General features: G+C 43.0%; 16 protein-coding genes. 7 read left to right on the forward strand and 9 right to left on the reverse strand.

Going from position 1 to position 21,059, the window contains the following annotated elements; translation table 11 throughout:
* Window positions 1-540 precede the first annotated feature (540 nt).
* Window positions 541-1,419: a LysR family transcriptional regulator gene (locus tag D5I41_RS18390; protein ID WP_119011048.1), complete on the reverse strand. Its 879-nt coding sequence runs from the start codon at window positions 1,417-1,419 to the stop codon at window positions 541-543.
* A gap of 111 nt (window positions 1,420-1,530) precedes the next feature.
* Here D5I41_RS18390 and D5I41_RS18395 point away from each other — a divergent pair, with 111 nt between their 5' ends.
* From D5I41_RS18395 to D5I41_RS21315, 3 genes are all read left to right on the forward strand, one after another.
* Window positions 1,531-2,214: a hypothetical protein gene (locus D5I41_RS18395; protein ID WP_119011049.1), complete on the forward strand. Its 684-nt coding sequence runs from the start codon at window positions 1,531-1,533 to the stop codon at window positions 2,212-2,214.
* 151 nt (window positions 2,215-2,365) lie between these two features.
* A complete protein-coding gene (locus tag D5I41_RS18400; protein ID WP_119011050.1) occupies window positions 2,366-2,722 on the forward strand; it encodes a hypothetical protein in 357 nt (118 codons plus the stop codon).
* A gap of 417 nt (window positions 2,723-3,139) precedes the next feature.
* Complete coding sequence (locus D5I41_RS21315; RefSeq protein ID WP_162892863.1) at window positions 3,140-3,313, forward strand: hypothetical protein; 174 nt, start codon at window positions 3,140-3,142, stop codon at window positions 3,311-3,313.
* A gap of 456 nt (window positions 3,314-3,769) precedes the next feature.
* Here the strand turns inward: D5I41_RS21315 and D5I41_RS18405 are convergent, their stop codons facing one another.
* The gene (locus D5I41_RS18405) at window positions 3,770-4,639 is read right to left on the reverse strand and encodes a hypothetical protein (protein WP_119011051.1); all 870 of its coding nucleotides are present in this window, start codon (window positions 4,637-4,639) and stop codon (window positions 3,770-3,772) included.
* 289 nt (window positions 4,640-4,928) lie between these two features.
* On the reverse strand, window positions 4,929-6,125 hold the full coding sequence (locus D5I41_RS18410) for a C45 family autoproteolytic acyltransferase/hydrolase (RefSeq protein WP_119011052.1): 1,197 nt from the start codon (window positions 6,123-6,125) through the stop codon (window positions 4,929-4,931).
* A gap of 225 nt (window positions 6,126-6,350) precedes the next feature.
* Between D5I41_RS18410 and D5I41_RS18415 the strand changes: the two genes are divergently transcribed.
* Window positions 6,351-7,226, forward strand: a complete 876-nt coding sequence (locus tag D5I41_RS18415; protein ID WP_162892864.1) for a LysR family transcriptional regulator — start codon at window positions 6,351-6,353, stop codon at window positions 7,224-7,226.
* Window positions 7,227-7,512: 286 nt separating this feature from the next.
* Here the strand turns inward: D5I41_RS18415 and D5I41_RS18420 are convergent, their stop codons facing one another.
* The 3 genes from D5I41_RS18420 to D5I41_RS18430 all read right to left on the reverse strand — a co-directional run bounded on the left by D5I41_RS18420 (window position 7,513) and on the right by D5I41_RS18430 (window position 13,210).
* Window positions 7,513-10,593 carry an efflux RND transporter permease subunit gene (locus tag D5I41_RS18420; protein ID WP_119011054.1) on the reverse strand — a complete coding sequence of 1,027 codons (3,081 nt, stop codon included), beginning with the start codon at window positions 10,591-10,593 and terminating at the stop codon, window positions 7,513-7,515.
* 113 nt (window positions 10,594-10,706) lie between these two features.
* The gene (locus D5I41_RS18425; protein WP_119011055.1) at window positions 10,707-11,972 is read right to left on the reverse strand and encodes a phosphatase PAP2 family protein; all 1,266 of its coding nucleotides are present in this window, start codon (window positions 11,970-11,972) and stop codon (window positions 10,707-10,709) included.
* A gap of 149 nt (window positions 11,973-12,121) precedes the next feature.
* On the reverse strand, window positions 12,122-13,210 hold the full coding sequence (locus D5I41_RS18430; protein WP_235868949.1) for an MFS transporter: 1,089 nt from the start codon (window positions 13,208-13,210) through the stop codon (window positions 12,122-12,124).
* A gap of 840 nt (window positions 13,211-14,050) precedes the next feature.
* Between D5I41_RS18430 and D5I41_RS18435 the strand changes: the two genes are divergently transcribed.
* Window positions 14,051-15,256 carry a YadA C-terminal domain-containing protein gene (locus D5I41_RS18435; RefSeq protein ID WP_119011056.1) on the forward strand — a complete coding sequence of 402 codons (1,206 nt, stop codon included), beginning with the start codon at window positions 14,051-14,053 and terminating at the stop codon, window positions 15,254-15,256.
* A 429-nt stretch (window positions 15,257-15,685) separates the two neighbouring features.
* On the opposite strand, the gene D5I41_RS18440 is transcribed toward D5I41_RS18435, so the two are convergent.
* Complete coding sequence (locus D5I41_RS18440) at window positions 15,686-16,075, reverse strand: YMGG-like glycine zipper-containing protein (protein ID WP_119011057.1); 390 nt, start codon at window positions 16,073-16,075, stop codon at window positions 15,686-15,688.
* A gap of 275 nt (window positions 16,076-16,350) precedes the next feature.
* Between D5I41_RS18440 and D5I41_RS18445 the strand changes: the two genes are divergently transcribed.
* Both D5I41_RS18445 and D5I41_RS18450 read left to right on the forward strand, forming a co-directional pair.
* On the forward strand, window positions 16,351-17,274 hold the full coding sequence (locus tag D5I41_RS18445) for an SPFH domain-containing protein (protein WP_119011058.1): 924 nt from the start codon (window positions 16,351-16,353) through the stop codon (window positions 17,272-17,274).
* Window positions 17,271-17,723: an NfeD family protein gene (locus D5I41_RS18450; protein WP_119011059.1), complete on the forward strand. Its 453-nt coding sequence runs from the start codon at window positions 17,271-17,273 to the stop codon at window positions 17,721-17,723. The genes D5I41_RS18445 and D5I41_RS18450 overlap by 4 nt, the downstream gene beginning before the upstream one ends.
* Before the next feature lie 125 nt (window positions 17,724-17,848).
* Here D5I41_RS18450 and ligA read toward each other — a convergent pair whose 3' ends face one another.
* Window positions 17,849-19,873 carry an NAD-dependent DNA ligase LigA gene (gene ligA / locus D5I41_RS18455; protein WP_119011060.1) on the reverse strand — a complete coding sequence of 675 codons (2,025 nt, stop codon included), beginning with the start codon at window positions 19,871-19,873 and terminating at the stop codon, window positions 17,849-17,851.
* Between the two features lie 77 nt (window positions 19,874-19,950).
* A complete protein-coding gene (zipA, locus tag D5I41_RS18460; RefSeq protein WP_119011061.1) occupies window positions 19,951-20,949 on the reverse strand; it encodes a cell division protein ZipA in 999 nt (332 codons plus the stop codon).
* Between the last annotated feature and the right edge of the window lie 110 nt (window positions 20,950-21,059).

Here is a 21,059-nt window from a genome sequence, read left to right on the forward strand (position 1 = left end):
CATCGCTGATAGGTTAAACTAGTTAGTATTAACAAAATAGATAGGTTGATGATTTATGGATTAAGAAAAGGAAAGTAATTTACCTTTCGGCAATGATTTATATTATTGATTTTGTAGAGATAGTTTAGATTTCTTTTGACTGCTGACTTGCGGGGGTAAACTGGTAGCGTTTGTTGGGAGAATCGGTTTAGGAAAGCCCCCGATTAAAGACGTCGGGGACGACATAGAGTTTTATATTAGGGTCTGTTGACCTTTTGCGATTAAATTTTGCACGACCAGAAGCCATTTAATCAAGGCGAGGGACTTGCCGCCTAGTCATCTAAGCAAGAGTCGCTCAACGAAGAGTAAATGGCTTCTGGACGAGCCCTTCTTGCCGAGCCCTTCGGGTAGCGCTTTGTTGGGCATTTCTACCGCGTTATTCACTTTTCATGTGGAACCACCACACCTAAAAGCGACTGCCTTGTATTAATACCCAACAAATCGCTACAAAAATAACCTCAAAAGGTCAACAGGCCCTAGTGTATATCACTGTGATTCAGGCTATCCCGCCGCAAACAAAAGCTCACGTAGATACTGTGCAACTGGCCCTCTGCTAGCACTTTCTTTCCAAACCAAGTCGACACCAAATGAACCACCGGTTTTCATGAATTCTGGGGTAAACTCAATTAATGTACCTAACGCTACCCTTTCCTCTAGCATGATTTTTGGCAACACGGCCCACCCTATTCCCTGTTCTACCATACGTATCATGTCATCTTGATCATGTGCCAACCAGATAGATTGAGACATGGTACTCACTGCTCCTAAAACTTTGTGTTCATAGAGACTGGTACAAATTATTTGCCTGTCTGTTGTTAGTAGCTCATTACTGACTACCCCTAAGTCAGCAAACTCACTATCCGGACTGCACACACTTGTCCACTCAAGCATATGGATACAAGCAAACTCATAATAATCTGGAATTGCTTCTTCTGTAAGGTAAAGCACAAAGTCGACATTATCCTCATCCAATTGCTCGAGCAAGGAGTTGCCTTTTTCTTTAACAATTTTGATCTGAGTAAACGGAAACTTCTGAGAGATTTTTTCTAAAGCGGTTTCAATCAATGAAAAGGGAACCAAAGGATCCAGTCCAATGACCAAGGAGTTTTCCACCTGGTCCCTGAGACCTGAAGTGTAATTCGTGATTCGATCGGCTTGCCTCATCAACACTTTAGCTTGTTGATATAGACGTTCGCCCTCTTGAGTCAAAACTGGATATTTGCCAGTACGATCAAATAAAGAAACACCAAGATCTAACTCTAAATTACTAACACTGACACTAATTGTACTTTGGCTTTTGCCTATATGCCTTCCTGCAGCAGAGAATGAGCCTTTATCGGCAGCAGTCACAAATGCAAGTAAGTAGTCAAGATTAATCATTTCTATAACCTATTATTTAATTCGATACTTACCAATTTAATCTATTTATGGCAAAGTGCAAAACTATCTCCGAAATAAACCTGATTCAAACCTTAATTTGGAGATATTGAAATGAAAAAGTTATTAATTGGACTGGCAATCGCCGGAGCATGCGGTGGCGCGATAGCCAATGAGCAAGATGCAGAACAAGTTAACTATGGCGATCCTACCGCGAGCTTTAGCTCTCTTGGTGTGAGTGCAAGTGAAGACAGCACCCAACTTAATGGTATGATTGGTCTCGGTAGCAACATATTCCAATTAGACCTCGGCGTTGATAACAAGTCCGGCGATATGAATTATCGTGGTCGATACTTCCATGTTACTGATGGATTAGGCTACTCAGTCGATGTTCTTGGAGATAAAGACAACACGACAGCTCTTGCTGGTGCTATCTATAAATTCCAAGTAACCGACAACATTATGCTATTTCCAATGGCTTCTGTAGGTTACACCACTTCCGACGCAGTAGAAGGAGAAGGAGAAAGAAAAGCCAAATCTGAATCTGCACTTGGCCAGCTTGGCCTCTACGGTATGTATGGGTTTGACGCTGGGCACTGGATTTATGCCAACCCTAAGGCGACCTACCACGAGCAAAGCAAAGAGTGGATACCACAAATAGAAGTTGGTGGTGGCTACATGATTCTCGACAACGCTTCAATTGGTGCAAAGGTTGAATATACCGGGGAATCTTCGAAAAAGAATTTGGTGAAGAAGGAAGACACCGTTGCCTGGCTACAAGCAAGCTACTATTTCTAAGACTATAGATTTAAAGCCAATACCACTGAGGGGATTGGCTTTTTAATTCAGATGAGTATTCACTCTTCCGACCTATTAAATGATTCTATACATCCTCATTTATCAGATTATCTTTCGTCATGCACAATGCCTATTTTTAGGTGATTAAATTATGAGAAAGATATTTAAAACTAGATTTTTTAACAAACTCAAAGCTGACAAGTTTCTTTTAGATTCAGGGTATCGCTACGATGGAAGCCATGGTTTTATAAAAACCTTTCATCGCTATATAGGTATTCAATCTTTGCCTGCCCTTAACAAAAACAACACTAAAACAAATAAAATAGTTTTGGAAAAATTTGAAGCACGGCTATTTGTTGATGGGACCTTATCTATACTTGTATCATCTCGCTCCCCACTGTTAGGTATCTCTCATATTCCCAGCCCAGTAAACACAAAAGCACCTGACTTCACAAAATGGAAGGTATGGTTACCTGTTAACAAGCTTTTACATCAATATAGTTGCTAACTGCTTTTGTCCTTGGTGGCTTTCGTGCCTACTTCAGCATAAAGCGAAGCCACCTAAAATGCTCCACTCTCATTCACTGCACCTGGTTTCCTGTATATCGAACATCATAGTCTTATCTAAGATTTCCAACATGATGGCAGTTTCGTATACCTACCTCATATAACTCCTCTTTCTAAGTGATACGGCGAAAAGCTCGAATCAAGTCTTCACATGGGGTATTACTTACCGACCTTCAAAGGTTCGAGGCCAGCATTATTATCTCTACTTCATAAAGGACATCTATAGCCGAAAAATCGTTGGCTATGAGGTATATGAACGTGAGTGTGGAGAGCGAGAGTCACAACGCCTGCAACGAACGTGAATACAAGAGCAGTGATTCAATCAACCGTGGTTCTTCATTCAGATAACGGTGCGCCTATGAAATCGCTGTGGTTCAAAGCGAAGATGGATGAGTTAGGTATTATCTCATCGTATCGCCGCCCGAGAGTCAGTGATGGTAACCCGTATGTTGAGTCACTGTTCCGCAGGGTCAAGTACATGCTTAGTTGGCCCATAAAGGGCTGTGAAGCTCTCGACAGTAGTCGAATTTAGGTTGAAGGCTTCGTACATTGGTACAACACCGAGCACAAGTATAATAAGCTCAATTGCATGACGCATTCAGAGCGTCACAATGGAAAAGATAGAGGGATATTGAAACGCCGTGCAGAGGTATTGCTCGCTGCAAAACAGCGAAAATCTGAGTGTTGGCCTGGTGATATCAGGAACTGAACCTATTGATGAAGTTCACTTAGTTCCAGAAAGAGAAGCAGCTTAATAAGCAAGCAAATGACGACAACTACCTTGAACAACGCCGATAGTACGATTTATCATTTCGTATCTAATGTGCAAGATTGACTTATTTTCAAAAAATAGAGGCGGAAATTCCGCCTTTATTTTGCTCACCCTAAGCAAAGTGGATTGTAATAAAGACTACTGGTTTGAGCACTGAGCTAAGGGTACGTTTTTCATTGTTTAACTTAATTATAATGGTTTCACTTTATCGCTTTATCATTCATCTTTCACTGGCGCTGCAAAGCGATTAGCTTCCTCAAACTTTTCATGAAATGCGTGAAAACCATAGTCACTCCACAATTGTGCAGTTTGTTCGTCATATGATGGATGATTGACATCGAACTCACCTTGTTCGTTAAATACCAGCATGCCTGAAACATCCACAACCGAACTACCACCACTGTCTTTACATTCTAGTCTACCTGTACCGCCACGTTTCTTATCTCGAAAACGCTCGAAATTCCCTTGGATTACCAAAGCTGTGAATTCTAGACTAGCCCGATAGCTGCATTCTGTCGCACCAAGTATTATTGCTGGCTCTGGGACAGGTGCGTGTTCAACAATGACAAACATGCTCATTGGCCATGTTTCTGCACCATCGTCATAGATCGCTTGGCGATAAGTGCTAAATACCGCGTGACCATCGAAATGTCTTGGATGTCCTTCCTCTGTATATTGGGTTACGCCACTGAAATATTGCAGCTCATATCCATTAGACTCATTAGGGTCTACACCTTCTTTTGGAATCGAAACGGATGAGTAAACAACGTTATTACAGTTATTAACCGTCATAGTCGAATAATATTTTTCGACAGATGGCATACCTTTATGCCAATCATGATATTTGTTCTTAGTACTACAATGCTCAACTGGCCCAACAGGAGGGTTTGGCTTTGTCGGTGGAGTTGGCTTTGATGGAATCAACGGAGTCAATGGTTTACCACCACTATCTGGCGCGGTCACACATTTCCCTTGTTGTGAATTCCAAGCTGTACCTGCCTTACATTGATTGGTTTTTGAATTGGATTTACCGCCACAGCCTACTAGCAGTACTGTCACTACGGCAACAGCAATCAATCTTTTCATTAGAGCTTCATCCATAGTTGGTGAGTTAAATTGTTTACTCGATCAGAGAAGCGGAAGTATCGGGGATTGATTGGCTGTGCAGCATTGCGCAGTCGAAGAATAAAAAACATGTGGATCACCTCAAGGTTATCAACCGTCCTTGGTCTATTAGCCATTACCTCAGTCCAAGGTAAAAGCAGTTATTTAATTTATATAATTTGGATAAAAACCACGCGTATTTATGCGCGTGGTTACACATAATCAATAAATGTTGGATAGTGTCTCCATTAACTCTTTCGAGTAATAAAAACTAAAAGCAAATTTTCTGGTATTCATTCCACTCAGATACGCCTGCAGCCATATCCATGCAACCTTCTACCGTATCCAAAACGACAGTATTTACTGTAATGAAATCACTTCCATATGCTGCAGTTTGAGCAATTGGCTTCTGACTGAATATGTACTTCATCGCATCCACACTCGACTCTGGGTTATGTTTTAAGAAGGTATCTGCTGCTTCCTGACGCCAAAAAGAAAATGCACCATTTTTGTTTTGTTCAACCAGAGTCTGACCTAGCTGTTTACGCATAGCTTCTTCGCCACCTTCTCTCAAACTATGATTTGCATGCGCAACGCCATTCTCACCACGCTTAATCAACAGACCATCATGGCTCATTTCAACTGAAGCGGCTGCGCCATATTTGTCCGCTATGGTGAGGTTAATACCTACGATGGTTCGATGCTCTTCAACCAACTTAAGTGCTGCTTCGACATTCTCTGTTTTCGCTACAGCATCGACTAAAGCTCCCATATCGGTTGCTAACGTACTTTGCTTATCAACACCTTCTGTATCGTGACCAATGAAGTTAATTACGACTCCAACATTTTTACCTAATGTCTGTCCTGCTGGCGCAAATCCCGTCATAGCGACAATGGAGTCCTCTTTTTTCAGCACGATTAGAGCACCACCGTCCAAACTGGCTAAATCGTTAGTCTGTCCAACAATACCTGTATCATTGAATGCCATTGACGTGCATCCGCCATTCTTAACATCGGTCTCACCACCTTTCTTAAGAAGTTGCACAACAGCGTAGTCTGTCTGTCCAAGCGCAAATAGCTCTTTGGGATCCATATCGACTTCTTGAGCGATTGATTCTAACGTACCAATGAATTCAGGGTTTAGTGCCTTTGAGTTGTTATAAGTAACCGTCAACTCCTGTGCCAGCACCTTACTGTCTAGGCCTATTACTTCGAATTTTCGACGCGCATTCTTAATAAATAATTCAATCTTATCGCTAGCAACGTCCATTATTGCCTTACCATGGTTTTTTGCATCAATACCCTGTAAGTCAATCACAGGAATGTTTTCTTGCTGAACAAAAACTTCTGGGGAGTAAAAAGGTTGTCCAGTATTAAGCCCCGGAACTGCCTCAATTGATGCAGCACTTGCACCCATAGTTGTGGCAAGTGATACCGCTATAGCGATTGCTTTAAGAGTGTTTTTCATAACGTCGACCTCTGAGTCTGGTTAGTTAAAAATATTTAAGTGTTTGTTTGAATCCTTTCCAGAAGGTCGTGTTCAACATACTTAAAGTGCATACCGTCATCACATACCTGCTAGCTAATAAGGTCCCTTCTTATTGAAATCAAGCTCATTATCTATCATTATTTAAATAGTGGTTAATAGGTTACCTATTGAAAAATGATAGGATTAATTGGTATAGGAACGATTATGATTAAGCCCGATCTCTTAAAATGCTTTATAGCAGCGGCTGACACTGGCTCGTTTAGCGCAGCTGGAAGATTGCTAGGCAAGCACCTAGCCACCGTTAGTGGAAACGTTGCTCGATTAGAGGACGAATTAGGCGTGCAACTTTTCAATAGAGAAGGAAAATACCCTCAGCTGACTGAAGCTGGGTTAAATCTTTATGACGGTGCAAAAGTCGTGGTTGACAGTGTGGAACGTTTTACGCGCAATGCCGTTCATTTATCCGAAGGAGTTCCTGCTCGCTTTACCTTTGCCGTTCACGAAGATATCGACTTTCAAGTGTTTGCCCCCTTAGTCAAACAGGCGCAACAACGATGGCCACACATGCGAATCCAGATTAGCCAACAAAGTGCTAGTGCTATTTTTAACGCAGTTCGAGAACATGAAGTTGATTTGGCGTTTACGCCAAGTTTGGAAGGAAATAGTCAGTTCTATGAGTTTCAAGCAATAGGGCACTGCGATGTGCATGTTGTTTGTGGAAAACAACACCCTCTCGCGCGCAAACAATCGGTGAGTAATGATGACTTAATGTCTCATACGCAGGTGCTAAGCGCCGACATGAATCAACAAGATGCCCTTTATAAATCTAGTGTTATGTCACCATCTTTGTGCTGCGTAAATGGCCACACAAATTTAGTGCAACTGGTGAAAGCAGGTGTTGGTTGGGCGATGGTGAGTTCGGTGAATCAAGAAGTTGATAGCAATTTGAAGATTCTATCTCCTGACTTTGTTCAAACGAGTCTAACCGTGCAATACGATTTAATTTGGCAGAAGAATCAGCCGCTCAATGAGGTCCAACAATTCTTCCAAAGCAATATCAAACGACTTATCAATAACTAGAAAAGTTAAGAGGTGGAACTTCACATAAAGAAACAACCGTTAAACTTCAAGTTTAAGACACTCTCGCTCTACAGTTAATCGATATAATGGTGATGGGAGACTAAATAGGCTATTTTGATAGGATATAAGCGCCCTCTTCCTGTATGACGCTACTTTGCAACTAAGGTTCTATATTCTAGCTATAACAGACGCCCCTATCAGCAACCATGACAACATGCTGGTAAAAAGTAGAGATCTCACATACCGAGATAGCTTTTTCATTACATTTCCTCTTTATAAATTTAGGTTAGTTAGATTGATATGCTATTTGCACATCAGGACTTTGGGTGCGAAATCGCTCCCTGATAGATTGAAAAATCACGAATAAAACACAAGCGGCAATACCACCTAGAAAAGTTGCAGTTACAATGCCACCAAATGACGCCCAACCTAAAGCTTGCTGAGCACCACTACCAATAGCGTTAGCCAGCATTAATGGCACTAAACCAACAGCAAACGAAAACGCCGTCATAAATACAGCTCGTGCTCGTAATCTCATCGCCTCTACCGCGGCTTTCTTAATTGGCATGGCATGTATTTCACGTAATTCCTTGGCATATTCCACAATTAGAATAGCATTGCGAACGGCCATCCCAACAAGCAGTACTCCAGCCAATTGCGTAAATATAGTGATCTCACCACCCAATAGCTCAACACCAGCAATGATGCCTATAACCGCCGTAGGAACCATGGTCATGATAGCAATAGGAATCAGCCAGCTTTCATATTGTGCTACGAGCACCAAATAAGTAATCAGCAGCGCTAACCCTAAAATAATTGTTGCTTGACTACCTGCTTCAATTTCTTCTTTTGCTGTTCCTGTAAATTCAATAGAGTACCCTTCAGGTAGGTTCAATTGTTGTAGTGTGGTAATTACAGCGCCCGTCGATTCAGACGGAAGCACATCTATAGAAACAGACTGCATACCATTGTAACGATTGAGGAAGTTAGGGACGTTAATCGGTTCCACACTAAACAGCTTACTTGCTGGCTGACTTCTTCCATTATCGTAATTAATGTGCACATTTCTGAGGGCATTTTCATCCAATCGATATTCAGGTGCATTTTGCATCATTACTTTATAGTTGCGACCATCTAAGTTAAATGTGTTCACATACTGACCACCAAAATGAGCCTGCATTCCATCAACAAGATCAGCGTAACTAATGCCGTATTCCAGCATTCTATTACGATTAATATTCAACTTTATAGAGGGCTTATTAACCGCAAATTGCGTCATTGCTATTGAGATAGACTCTTGGTCATTTAACTGGTTGATAATATCCTGAGTATCCTTACCTAGTTCAGTAGGAGAACGAGATAGATGGTCAATCAAAACAAAATTGACACCATCAACCATTCCAAGCTCGGGTATAACAGGTGGCTTAAAGGCAAACCCTTCTATTGCCATATCCTGCAGTATTTGATTTGCTTGTTCGGCAATCTGATCATCAGATAGATCTCGTTGAACAATATCTTCAAGGTTAAGCAAGATAAGAAAACTACTCATGTCTGCAGTGCTATTAAGAAGATTAAACCCAGAAGCTGCAATAGAGTTTTTGACACCTGGTATTTTTTGCAACTCACTAACCACCTCAAGAGCATGCCCGTCAGTAATATTTAGTGCCGTTCCCGGTTCAAAGCCGCCAACCACAAATACTGCACTGGTATCTTCGGCAGGAAGCATACCCTGAGGTAACTCTTTACCTTGTACCATGGCAAACCATACGGCACCTCCAAGTAAAACAATGGAGATAAGCGGAAAACGGACAAAACCCTTGGTTATACCTGTAAATGCACTAATTTTTAAACCAATAACACGCTCGACTTGACGGGCAATAACACCTTTTTTAGGTGGCTTCATAAATAATGCACAAAGTGCTGGAGTTAGACTAAGTGCGACAACGGTTGACACCAATACTGATACACTCAGTACAATACCGAATTCACTGTAGATAATGCCGGTCATTCCACTCATAAAAATGGTGGGAGCAAATACGGATAACAAAACCAAAGCTGAGGCAATTATTGGCGACACTACTTTATCTAGTGCGATACCCACCGCTTCGGGTACTGTGAGTTCAGGGTTGTGATGTAACTCATGCTCTGCCGCCTCAATCACTATAATGGCGGCATCAACGACAATACCTATCGCCATCACCAAACCCAGCATAGAGATAATATTGATATCTATACCTAGTGCATACATGAAGGCAAACGTTCCAATCAATGAGACTGGTATTGCTGTAACCGTAATTAAGGTCAAACGTAATGACTGCATAAAAATTAAGGTGACTAAGCCTACAATCACTACTGCGAGCAACAGAGTTTCAACAACATTATCTACGGCGCCACGCACAAAGTTTGTCGCATCATAGACATACTCGATCTGGTAGTCTGACTTCATGGTTTCTAGCAAATGGCTGACCGCTGAGCCAACTTCAACCGCATTTGCATCGGGCGATTTATAAATGAATACAACCGAACCACTGTTTACTCCAGCATAAGCATTAGCCGTATAGACTTCAGCCCCTAACTCTATTCTTGCGACATCTTTAAGAAACACTTTTCTATGCAGTGCTCCGCCACGAATAACTATATTTTCAAACTGTTGTTTGTTGGTTAACCCACCGTCTACGGTTATCGGATATTCCAACAACTCTCCAACTAAAGATCCTGCTGGGCTAATCTTATTTTGAGTTGCGATTGCATTTTGAATAGCAGCAACGTCAACAGAAAATTGGCGCATCTTATTTGGGTCTAGCCATACACGCATTGCATATTTCTTCTCCCCTAAGACATCAACTTTAGAAATGCCAGGAATACGCTGCAGAGCCTCTTTAAGCGAACCACCAGCAAAAGAGCTAATTTGTGTATCTTTAGCTTCACCACTAGGATCTTGGATAGATAAACCAATAAGCATGCCATTCGACATTTTCTCCACCTTGACACCATTTCGCATCACATCCCCTGGTAACTCAGGAAGCGCAAGGTTTACTCTATTTTGTACTAAGGTAACGGCACTATCCGCATCTGTATCATTGGCGAAAACCACCTCCAATGAATAAGAGCCATCAGAGCTAGAAGTCGACTTCATATACTGCATTCCTGCAACGCCATTAACTTGTTTTTCAAGTTCCGGAGCTATGGTCTTAGTAATGACCTCTGCCGTAGCTCCGTCCATCCAAGTGTCAACTGTAATCGTTAATGGTGCGACGTCTGGATAACGACCCATAGGCGATAAGTAGGCAGAAACAAGCCCTGCCACTGAAATGAATATAGATATTACGATTGCCAGTTTTGGTCTTTTGATAAAAAACTTAAACATTTGGACTTCCCACGATACACATTTAATGCGCGCACAATAAACAAAGACACACGACACACCAACTTAGTTACTATTAAGATTTCTAATAGGTCGACGGTGACTGTGATCAGATACTAAAAACGGTTCGCAACACTGAAGACTACGGATTGAGACTTAACATCAATTTTTTGGCTGTTCCAGTGAGCATCATTATGTTGATACTTCACACTGATATCCCATTCTTCGTTTAGGTCATATCGAACACCAGCCTCAGCTAAGAGCACATGGTCACGCTTTAGATGTTGATATTCCACATGAGCAAATGAATGAAGGTCTTCTACCATCTCATAATCAAGATGCGTATTGATTGCAGGCAACAAACGCAGTGCTGAAGATTTAACGTGTTGACCGCCCTCAGTTTTATCCAATTCAAACTCAAGCAGATAACCCGCTGCGCCAGCACCAATACTGGCGGTAAAATCATCGGTAAGCTCATATGTTTTATTGTAAGAGCCGCCAATAGACCATTGACGAAATGCTAAGTAAATGTCAGTTCCACTTCCATAACTCTCGCCCAAGTAAGAAGCACTCTCGTTCAACTCTCCGTAGCGGCGCGTTTCATTTGGTGAAACATAAAACTCTAGAAATGAATCTTCATCTAACTGGTAGCTATAATTCACCGAAGCAAAAGGTTGAGCTTCATCAACAAGTTTGTCTCCTGGTAGTCCCGCTTTGTTTAAGCTATCCGTCATATTAAAACCGATATCCAGCTCAAATCGATGGTTCAAGGGCTTTGATATGCGTTCCTCATAAGCACTTCTTGATTGCTTCGAGAAAAAATCATTAGCAAGACTGACACCAAATGAAACCCCGTCTTTAGTAGGAGTAGCGGAAAAAGCCATATTTTTAGGTTGATAAGGTGCGATTAAGTATTGGTTAACCAAGAATGAAATACCCGCTGCAGCCAGTACATCATCGGCAAAATGACGATTGCCATGCATACGACTTGCCCCAACAAACGCAGCCGCTGCGTACGCAGGTACCCCCCACGCTGCACCATATCGACTTTGCAAAAACGCAGCACCCGAAAAAGCAGCAGCTGTATGACCAGAAGGAAATGAGTTATAACTGTTACTGTTAGGACGAGCACGCCCAACTAGATTCTTTGTACCATGTACAATTACCTGTGTGGCGCCAACCGAAAGCGCTAATTGCTTTGCACCTTCAGGATCATCATGCAACCAAGTAGCAAACAAACCCGTTAAAGGAATCAAGATCTGTAGATTGTCACCAGCAACAACATAATCATCATTGACGGATGTGTTTATCGCGTTGTTTCCAGCAAACGCAGGAGCGATTGCTGATAGGCTAAGAAGTGTCGTGATTAATTTCGCTTTCATTTGATTGGCCTCAGAGTTTGTAACAAGTTATTTCTGAGGCAACAATAAAGGGATCGGATAAATAGGTTAAATTACTATCTATTTGATATATCGATAGGTGGGCGCAATCTGGGCTGTTAGAGGCGAAGCGAAAACGTGCTTGGGCTAGGTCATTGGGTCTTCTGTGCCATCATGGTTGAAGAAATCAATAGGTAAGTCATGAACAGAAAAACTAATACCTCAGGCAAGACCCAACCGGGTACTAAAAGAAGTGGCCCCAATGCGGCTCCGAACGTTTGCGCAGCTAAAGCAAAACGAATAACGACGTGACCATAACGACCACTCGCCATCGTTCCCATGACAAGAGGAACAATGAGATTCCATAGAAGCTGAAAGATACATGTCGCTACAATAAAGCTGTACATGTCATCGCCCGTCAACATAGTTGAGACCACTAAGCACTGAAGCACAAGAGCAATAGTGAGTATCAAGGCTTTCCTTTGATGAGCCACAGGGAATGTCGCCAACATAGCACCAGCAACACTAAACAAGGTGCCAACGGCAAACAACAAGCCTTGGTTCTGTATTTCTATATGATGCGTACTTGCATAGGCGGAAAGCGTGGACCAAACCGCTGAGTGCGTCAGCATGACCATAGCCATTGCACTCAAGCTGATAAACACCACACCAAAGTCGATATCACCCGATAATTTATCATTTTGTTGAAAAGGAGCAGATAAGGGCTTTAGCAATAAAGCCAAGCCAACGAGAATACCCAAAGTAATAAAAAAAACACTAGGGTCATAGAGGTTAACCATCGCAGGCAATACCATAAACAGGACCGCAGTGGTCAGCATCTGAATAGCAATAGCCTTACCAAAGGCCGCATCTGGGTTTTCTTCAGCCCCCAGAATTTCATAACAACGCACTATGACCAGTCCCGCACTGATTCCAGCCAATCCTCTGAGTACAAAAAATAAAGCAAGGTTTGAAGTGAATCCGCTCGCTAAGTGACAGAGGCACAGTAGGGCCAATCCAACTTTGTCATTAAACCTAAAACCACTCCTTGAGAAAAAGAAACTCAGTGCGCAAGCAATGGCAAACCCCATTAACTCTAAGGTCGCTAAATAACTCAACGATGTCGCGGATATCACTAAATGGTGCTCTACAGCGGTCAAATAGGATGGCAAAATTGAAAACACACTCACTGAAATCGCAAGCTTGATACTGGCTGACAGCCAAGTAGGAATATTACCCAAGATAAAAGTAACCTCAAAGATACATATCGTTAACAATACATCACTGCATGCTCTTTCGAAAGTAACTTTTCTTCTTGAAGATGAACTTAATTCAAGGCTTCAGAATTCAAGAATATTCATTACCCGTTAGGTTACAGCCCATGTTCAAATGGCGGGATATGCCTCAATAGAGCTAAGTACTAATCATCGCAAATCAAAGAGGCTGCATGGTCGGTTCATTAAAAATGATAGGCGGCACAAGAAATGATGTTCTCAACGGTATTGACGCATACTCGATCTCACACATTAACTTCAAAATCACGACTGGATCGTACTGGCCAACTGCTTGTTGATCACAGCTGGCTATACCCATATTAAGCTCAAGATTGGATCATAATGAGTTTCGAAAAATCGAATATGAGCGACTCATGGATAACTATAGGTATGGAAAGTCGCTTAGCTTAGTGTTCAGTTTTACTGGAGCAGATCAGAAGAGGAGTCGAGGTTAGATTGTACCGAGTAAATGGGGAGGGCTGTGCTATGTCAATACTCAAGGTGTCAATTTTCCGGTGTATCAGTAAAAAGAAAAAAAGTTCAAACTTTAATTCCTTTAAATATCAGGCAGTTGAAATATAGATGCCAATTAATTCGTAATTAGTACCAAAAAAACACTTGCATACCGTACGGCAGACGCTTAATATGCGCTCCAACGAACAGGGAGAAGGCAAACACCTGAACCTGTTTTTTTTTAACCTCAATTGGTACCCAGTATGAATTGAGAGCATATTCCCAACTTTGCAGGACTTGTCCTGCTTTTTAATAAAACTAAAAAGTACTAAGTACATATTTATAGGTAATGATATGAAATTTACTAAAACTGCTCTAACGTTGGCTCTAGTAGCTGCTTCTGGTTCTGTAATGGCTGAAAATGCTGAATTGCCAGTTCTTCCAAAAGGTCAACAAATTGTTGAAGCTTTCAATAACAACACTGAAACTACCGGTTACGAAATCGTAGTTACAGAAAATGGTTATATGCAAATCCAAAAAGATGGTGTGAATCAAGGTGCGATTGCTATGTTTGATGAAGCTACTGGCGAGTGGGTTCAAGGTACAAATCAAGAAGCTAATGCGTTGGTTATGAAGAAAGAGATTGTTAAGCACAAACTTGCTGGTGGCCCATCTGTACCAACTAATCCGAATAACCCTACCATGCCAATCGAAGAAGACGACACAATTATCATTGACCCAATTGATCCTGGTTTTGGTGTTGGTCCTGTGCCAACTGAGCGTATCTCTGAGGTAGCAAAGCGTGTCGATCATGCAGCGGATTCAGCTAAATCTCATGTCGAAGATATCATTGCGGACATGACTGGCGCGGATATGCTTGCTGAAGTAACTAAACGAGCCAATGAACATGGCTATGATGTTGCTTACAATGAAGAGTCTGGTGAACTAACGTTTTCTACTGTTACTACAGATGGTGGTAAAGAAGTAGTAATTGATAAAAATACATTTCACACAAAAGTAGATAATCGTCGTGAAGAAATGGCTGAGAAATCTGCAGAGCGTAATACTCGTCGTGAAGAAGCTAAGACTCCGGTAGGCGCCCCGACCCCAATCGAAGGTGAGAAGCCAGTTCCATCTGAAGGTCAAGAAATCGTTCAAGGTCTAAAAGAAGCTCGTGCAATCATCGCTCAAACTTACACCGGTGAGCAAGCAAATGACGCATACAATGCGACTCAAGCACAAATGGATGAAATCTACGCTCAGGGTCAAGCTAACAGTCAAGATATCGAGACTCTATTCGGTGAAGTAGACCGCCTAGACGAGCGTATCGACGGTGTTATGGCTTCTGCTCAAGCAGTAACAGCAGCGCGTCCTTACCTATCAACTAACCAAACTAACTCTGTAGGTGTTGGTGTAGGTTACGCTGGAGATGTAGCAGCAGTAGCAGTAGGTTACGCACACCGCATCAACCCGAACTGGACTGCAAACGCGAACGTTTCAGCAACAACGGGTAACGATGTAGATGTATCTGCAGGTGCTGGTGTTTCATACGCTTGGTAATCAATTACCTATAAAACTCTAAGTTTTAGCCCCTCCTCGGAGGGGTTTTTCCGTTTTAGCATGCAGAACTAGACTGGGTTTAATGAGCTAATTCAGGCTCCTCTAACCACAATTGATGTCCAGTACTTTAGTGACTGACTAATATTAGCCCTTCACTTAGAGTAATTGTCTGGCTACGTTTTTTTTAGTTACTTTAAGTAAGCCAAATTATGCTTCGTTAAACCTCAAGACCATCGGCTGCAATTCGTTTTGGGGCGTACCATCTAAATAATGAGTGAAAACAACCTACCCGATCTGATTAAACCTTGAATCGAAAAGTGACGGATTGCGTCCTAGCTAATCCATCTCAACATAGAATACAGATACTTTATCTCTCGATTTGTCTGGATTGCTATGGGGGGCCTCCCTTCCCTCCTAGCAAAATAGGATTTAGCCCCAGGCTTCTTCTGAAATTTCTTCTGCAATTACATCTTCGATTATGTCCTCGACGATAGCGTCATCTACGGCCCTATCGATTTCATCATCCCAGTAATCACTTTCAAGATCTTGCATGTCTCGTCGACAACGTTCACGCTTCTCTACGCCATCTACCAAACCATCCAATGCTCCTACAGCTGCGCCGATGGCTGCGCCACGCGTTGCCCCCTCTTTACCATCTGCAATAGCACCTATGCCGGCTCCGGCGACGCCACCAACAAGCCCCCCCTCAATACTGTCTTCAACCACTTCATCGCAGTAGTCATCGTAGTGACTATTGGCTTGAACTTGACAACCAAAAAGACCTAAGCAGGACACAAGAATAGGTACAACAGCCTTCATTACTCTCTCCAAAAACAAACGTCGATGATGTAATTTGTCAGTTAGTGAGTGAAAATGGTAATTAGCTTCTATTGGCTATATCGATAGGTAGCACCAAAACTATAATTCAAAGCTCATTTCCTTGATTGTTACTCACACTTTCCCTCCTGAAGCTAATAAATCGAAAGTAACTTAAGGCCTGAATATTTCACGCCTTTTTAATAATTGACGCACAGAGAACTCAGTCAAACTGATGTATAGTTAGTATTCATTTTCGCATTCCAAGGTAAACACGCATGGATTCAACTCTAATTACTATCGTCATATTCATTGCCCTCGCAGTCATTGTTATATTTGCCGGAATCAAAACAGTTCCTCAGGGTAGCAACTGGACAGTTGAACGTTTTGGTCGTTACACCAAAACCTTACACCCAGGTCTAAACTTAATTATTCCATTCATCGATACGGTTGGTAATAAAATCAACATGATGGAACGCGTTCTTGATATTCCAGCACAAGAAGTGATATCAAAAGACAACGCTAACGTAACTATTGATGCAGTCTGTTTTGTACAGGTGTTTGATGCACCAAAAGCAGCGTATGAAGTAACAGAGCTTGAGCATGCCATTCGCAACCTAACCCTAACCAATATTCGTACTGTTTTAGGGTCTATGGAATTGGACGAAATGCTGAGTCAACGAGACATGATCAATACACGCCTGCTTTCTATCGTTGACGAAGCGACCAACCCTTGGGGTGTTAAGGTAACTCGTATTGAAATCAAAGACGTTCAGCCACCAGCCGACCTAACGGCCGCCATGAACGCTCAGATGAAAGCGGAACGTAACAAGCGTGCAGATATTCTTGAAGCTGAAGGCGTGAAACAAGCTGAGATTTTACGAGCGCAGGGCCATAAACAATCTGAGATTCTAAAGGCTGAGGGGGAAAAGCAATCCGTTATTCTGCAAGCTGAAGCTCGCGAAAGAGCTGCTGAGGCTGAAGCGAAGGCAACTCAAATGGTATCGGATGCCATCGCTCAAGGCGACATGAAAGCCGTGAACTACTTTATAGCGCAAGGCTATACCGATGCGTTGAAATCCATAGGTCAGGCTGAGAACGGAAAAATCATTATGCTTCCTCTCGAAGCAACAGGCTTGATGGGTTCGGTTGCCGGTATCGCTGAAATGTTTAAAGAATCAGGTAACAAGGACAAGGTTTGATAGAACTTCTACAGCAAGTTAATCATTGGCACTGGCTGGCATTTGGTCTTGCACTGCTGTGCTTTGAGATATTAGGGACCGCAGGTTATTTTTTGTGGTTGGGTATCTCCGCCTTAATCGTCGGCGCCTTATTGAGTTTGCTCCCAATAGGTTGGCAAATGCAATGGATGAGCTTCGCTACTTTCAGTCTCATCACTACTTGGCTTTGGTGGCGATTTCAAAGAAACAAAGACCGCAAAGACGATAAGGTCACCACATTGAATAAGCGATCCAACCAACTCATTGGGCAATTTACGACTCTCGATAGTGATTTCCCTGTTGGACGTGGAAGGATCGCTCTAGGAGACACCACCTGGTCAGCGGTCAGTGAAGAAAGCTTCGAAATTGGCACTGTTGTAGAAGTGTATAAAGTGGAAGGTATCGTTTTATTCATCCGAGCTAAACAATAGAAACCACTTTTCATAAGCAGATGAAAGCTTATTGGGGCCTTGCTACGAGATAATGTTAGACGTAATCATTCGCCTAACCATCTAGAGACTAGGCTCCGAATATCATATTCAGAGCCTTTTATGTCTTACAAACCGTGCTGTTGCATCAACAAGATCAAGCCAGTCTCGTCTTGAATCTCAATGCCTAGGTCTTGCGCTTTTGCGAGCTTGGAGCCTGCCGCTTCACCAGCAAACAAGATGTCGGTCTTTTTCGACACACTTCCCGTTACCTTAGCGCCTAGGTTTTGCAGTGCAGCCTTAGCATCTGAGCGCGTGAGCTGGGATAGTGAGCCCGTTAGCACGACCGTTTTACCCGCTAAAGGTAATTCTTGAGCATTTGCCACTTCCTTAATCTCAGCCCAAGTAATGCCGCTTTCGATAAGCTCGGCAATCACCGCTTGATTTCGCTCTTGAGCAAAGAATGCCTTAATGTGCTCAGCCACAACGGCTCCAACATCAGGCACTTCCAGTAATGCCTCAACGCTTGCTTGTTCAATGTGCTCAAGGGTCTTAAAGTGCTGCGCTAAGTTGGCTGCGGTTGCCTCGCCTACTTCTCGAATGCCTAAAGAATATAAGAATCGAGGTAGGGTCGTTTGTTTTGATTTTTCTAGAGCGTCTACTACATTTTGCGCCGACTTGGGTCCCATCCGCTCAAGAACCGTAATTCGACCTGCACTGAGCTTGAAAAGATCGGCTGGTGTTTGCACCATCTCTTTTTCTACCAACTGCTCTACAACCTTATCACCTAGCCCATCCACATCCATCGCTTTGCGCGATACAAAGTGCTTTAATGCTTGCTTACGTTGCGCTGAGCATACTAGGCCCCCCGTACAACGAGTCACCGCTTCACCTTCGGTACGTTCAGCATCAGAGCCACACACTGGGCATACCACAGGGTAGATAATCACTTTTGCATCATCAGGGCGTCTATCTAGTACCACGCCAGTGATCTGAGGAATCACATCACCCGCACGGCGGATAATAACCGTATCTCCCACCATCACGCCTAAACGCTGGATCTCATCGGCGTTGTGCAAGGTGGCATTGCTGACCGTCACACCCCCAACAAATACCGGCTCAAGCTTAGCTACAGGAGTAATCGCGCCAGTGCGTCCGACCTGAAACTCAACATCATTCAGTGTCGTCAACTCTTCTTGTGCAGGAAACTTATAGGCAATAGCCCAACGCGGAGCACGTGCGACAAAGCCAAGCTGCTCTTGCTTTGCAATTTCATCAAGCTTGATCACTACGCCATCTATCTCGTAATCAAGGTCATCGCGCGTCTCAAGAATGTATTGGTAGTACGCAATCACATCATTCAGATTTTCAACCTTACGCACCACAGGGCACATAGGTAGCCCCCACTCTTTGAGCTGCAAGAAGCGTTGATAATGGCTGTTTGCCAGTTCACCCCCTTCAATGACGCCCACGCTATAGGCGTAAAAACCCAAAGGACGTTTTGCCGTAATGCGCGAATCTAACTGGCGTAAACTGCCCGCCGCTGCGTTTCGTGGATTGGCAAACGGCTTTTCGCCCTTCGCTATCGCCTGCTCGTTAAAACGGTCAAAACCCGCCTTTGGCATAAATACTTCACCGCGCACTTCTAGTCGGGTTGGGTATCCCTCGCCCTGCAGTTTTAAAGGGATAGCGCTAATGGTGCGAACGTTCTGAGTAATGTTTTCACCCGTCGTTCCATCACCACGAGTCGCAGCTTGAACTAACACACCATTTTCATACATCAAGCTCACCGCTAAGCCGTCTAGCTTAGGCTCGCAACTGAACGCACCAAGCTCACTGCTATTCAGTCTATCTTGCATGCGTTTATGAAACGCCTTGAGCTCCGAATCATCAAAGGCATTATCTAGAGATAACATTGGCACTTGATGGGTGACTTGGGTAAAGCCTGACAATGGCGCTCCGCCTACCCTTTGCGAGGGTGAATCCACCGTCACTAATTCAGGGTTACCTTCTTCTAATTCAATGAGTTGACGCATCAAGCGGTCGTATTCTGCATCAGGGATCTCAGGGCTATCCTCAACATAGTAGCGCACCGCATGATAATGCAGTGCTTCAGATAGCTTAGCGTGTTGTTGTTGAATAGAATCTGACATAGGGATTTCTCAAAAATAGGGAAAAGAAAAGGCTCTATGGAGAGCCCTTTAAGTAATCTTGTTTATAAACCAAAGAGTTAGACTATGTTGCTGGTCTCTTTTTGTTTTTGTCTTTGTACAAACTCCTGAATCTGACGCTTAAAGGCATCAATGCGATCGCGAGTCATCAATGAACGCTTGTCATCTAGTACATGTCCACCTAGGTCATCAGCAATCATTTGTGCGGTATGCAGCATGATCTTAAAGTTCTGCTCTGGGTCGCCGTAACTTGGCAAGGTCATAAAGAACGAAATACCCTCTGTAGTGAAGGTTGCAGGGTCATCATGAGATAATGTGCCCGGTTTCAGCATATTCGCCACACTGAATAGTACCTTGCCCGTGCCCGACATATCCGCATGGCGGTGATAAATGTCCATAGGTCCGAAGTGCAGACCGTTTTGTTCCATGCTGACAAACAAGTCACTACCGACAAAAATCTGGTTTGGCAAAGCCTTAACGTGCAAAACCAATACTTCTAGTTCTGGTTCTTCAGGCTCAGCGGCAGCAGCAACTGGCGTACTTTCCGAATCAACGGTTGTCACCTCAGGCTCAAGCTCCACACTCTGTTCTATCTGCGGCTCTTTAGCTACAAAGGCAGAGGATGACTCGTCTTCATGCTTAGAATAAGCATCAGAGCTAATAGTGATCGTTGGTAATTCATCCGTATTAACCGCGACGGTCGGTCTGATTGCCTCAACATCATTGTGGTCATGATCGTCTAACAGTGGATCACCGATATCATCATCGAAGCTAGAAAAGCTTGGCTCTTTCTTACCACTCTTTTTCTTCACTTTTACCACGTCGAAATCATCTTCAACCACCGGTGTCTCTGTTGCTGGACTCTTAGGAGCCACAACGTCAGACTCAGTTGAGAAATCACTTGAGAGATCTGTTGAAGACTCGTTGGCTAATTTACTTAATGGTTTATCCGAAAACTTACCACTTTGTTCGCGTTTATTCGTCCATAAACCATGAAAAAGTAGACCCGCTATCGCTAGCACACCTACAACTATCAGTACGATTCGCAATTCCTGCATTTTTTGCTCTCTGCTTTACCCTGGTGAGACACCGAGATTGAGTTACTTAAACTACTTTAACAAAACTCTCCTAGAGAGTTGAATCTTTTAATAAAATCTATTCACTTTAT

The organism is Vibrio superstes (assembly GCF_003569005.1).
In the GTDB taxonomy this organism is placed as follows: Bacteria; Pseudomonadota; Gammaproteobacteria; order Enterobacterales; family Vibrionaceae; genus Vibrio; species Vibrio superstes.

Bases quoted from the DNA above. Each gene is read 5' to 3' on its own strand.
- D5I41_RS18390 (WP_119011048.1), bottom strand. From the start codon at position 1,419: ATGATTAATCTTGACTACTTACTTGCATTTGTGACTGCTGCCGATAAA.
- D5I41_RS18395 (WP_119011049.1), top strand. From the start codon at position 1,531: ATGAAAAAGTTATTAATTGGACTGGCAATCGCCGGAGCATGCGGTGGC.
- D5I41_RS18400 (WP_119011050.1), top strand. From the start codon at position 2,366: ATGAGAAAGATATTTAAAACTAGATTTTTTAACAAACTCAAAGCTGAC.
- D5I41_RS21315 (WP_162892863.1), top strand. From the start codon at position 3,140: ATGAAATCGCTGTGGTTCAAAGCGAAGATGGATGAGTTAGGTATTATC.
- D5I41_RS18405 (WP_119011051.1), bottom strand. From the start codon at position 4,639: ATGAAAAGATTGATTGCTGTTGCCGTAGTGACAGTACTGCTAGTAGGC.
- D5I41_RS18410 (WP_119011052.1), bottom strand. From the start codon at position 6,125: ATGAAAAACACTCTTAAAGCAATCGCTATAGCGGTATCACTTGCCACA.
- D5I41_RS18415 (WP_162892864.1), top strand. From the start codon at position 6,351: ATGATTAAGCCCGATCTCTTAAAATGCTTTATAGCAGCGGCTGACACT.
- D5I41_RS18420 (WP_119011054.1), bottom strand. From the start codon at position 10,593: ATGTTTAAGTTTTTTATCAAAAGACCAAAACTGGCAATCGTAATATCT.
- D5I41_RS18425 (WP_119011055.1), bottom strand. From the start codon at position 11,972: ATGAAAGCGAAATTAATCACGACACTTCTTAGCCTATCAGCAATCGCT.
- D5I41_RS18435 (WP_119011056.1), top strand. From the start codon at position 14,051: ATGAAATTTACTAAAACTGCTCTAACGTTGGCTCTAGTAGCTGCTTCT.
- D5I41_RS18440 (WP_119011057.1), bottom strand. From the start codon at position 16,075: ATGAAGGCTGTTGTACCTATTCTTGTGTCCTGCTTAGGTCTTTTTGGT.
- D5I41_RS18445 (WP_119011058.1), top strand. From the start codon at position 16,351: ATGGATTCAACTCTAATTACTATCGTCATATTCATTGCCCTCGCAGTC.
- ligA (WP_119011060.1), bottom strand. From the start codon at position 19,873: ATGTCAGATTCTATTCAACAACAACACGCTAAGCTATCTGAAGCACTG.
- zipA (WP_119011061.1), bottom strand. From the start codon at position 20,949: ATGCAGGAATTGCGAATCGTACTGATAGTTGTAGGTGTGCTAGCGATA.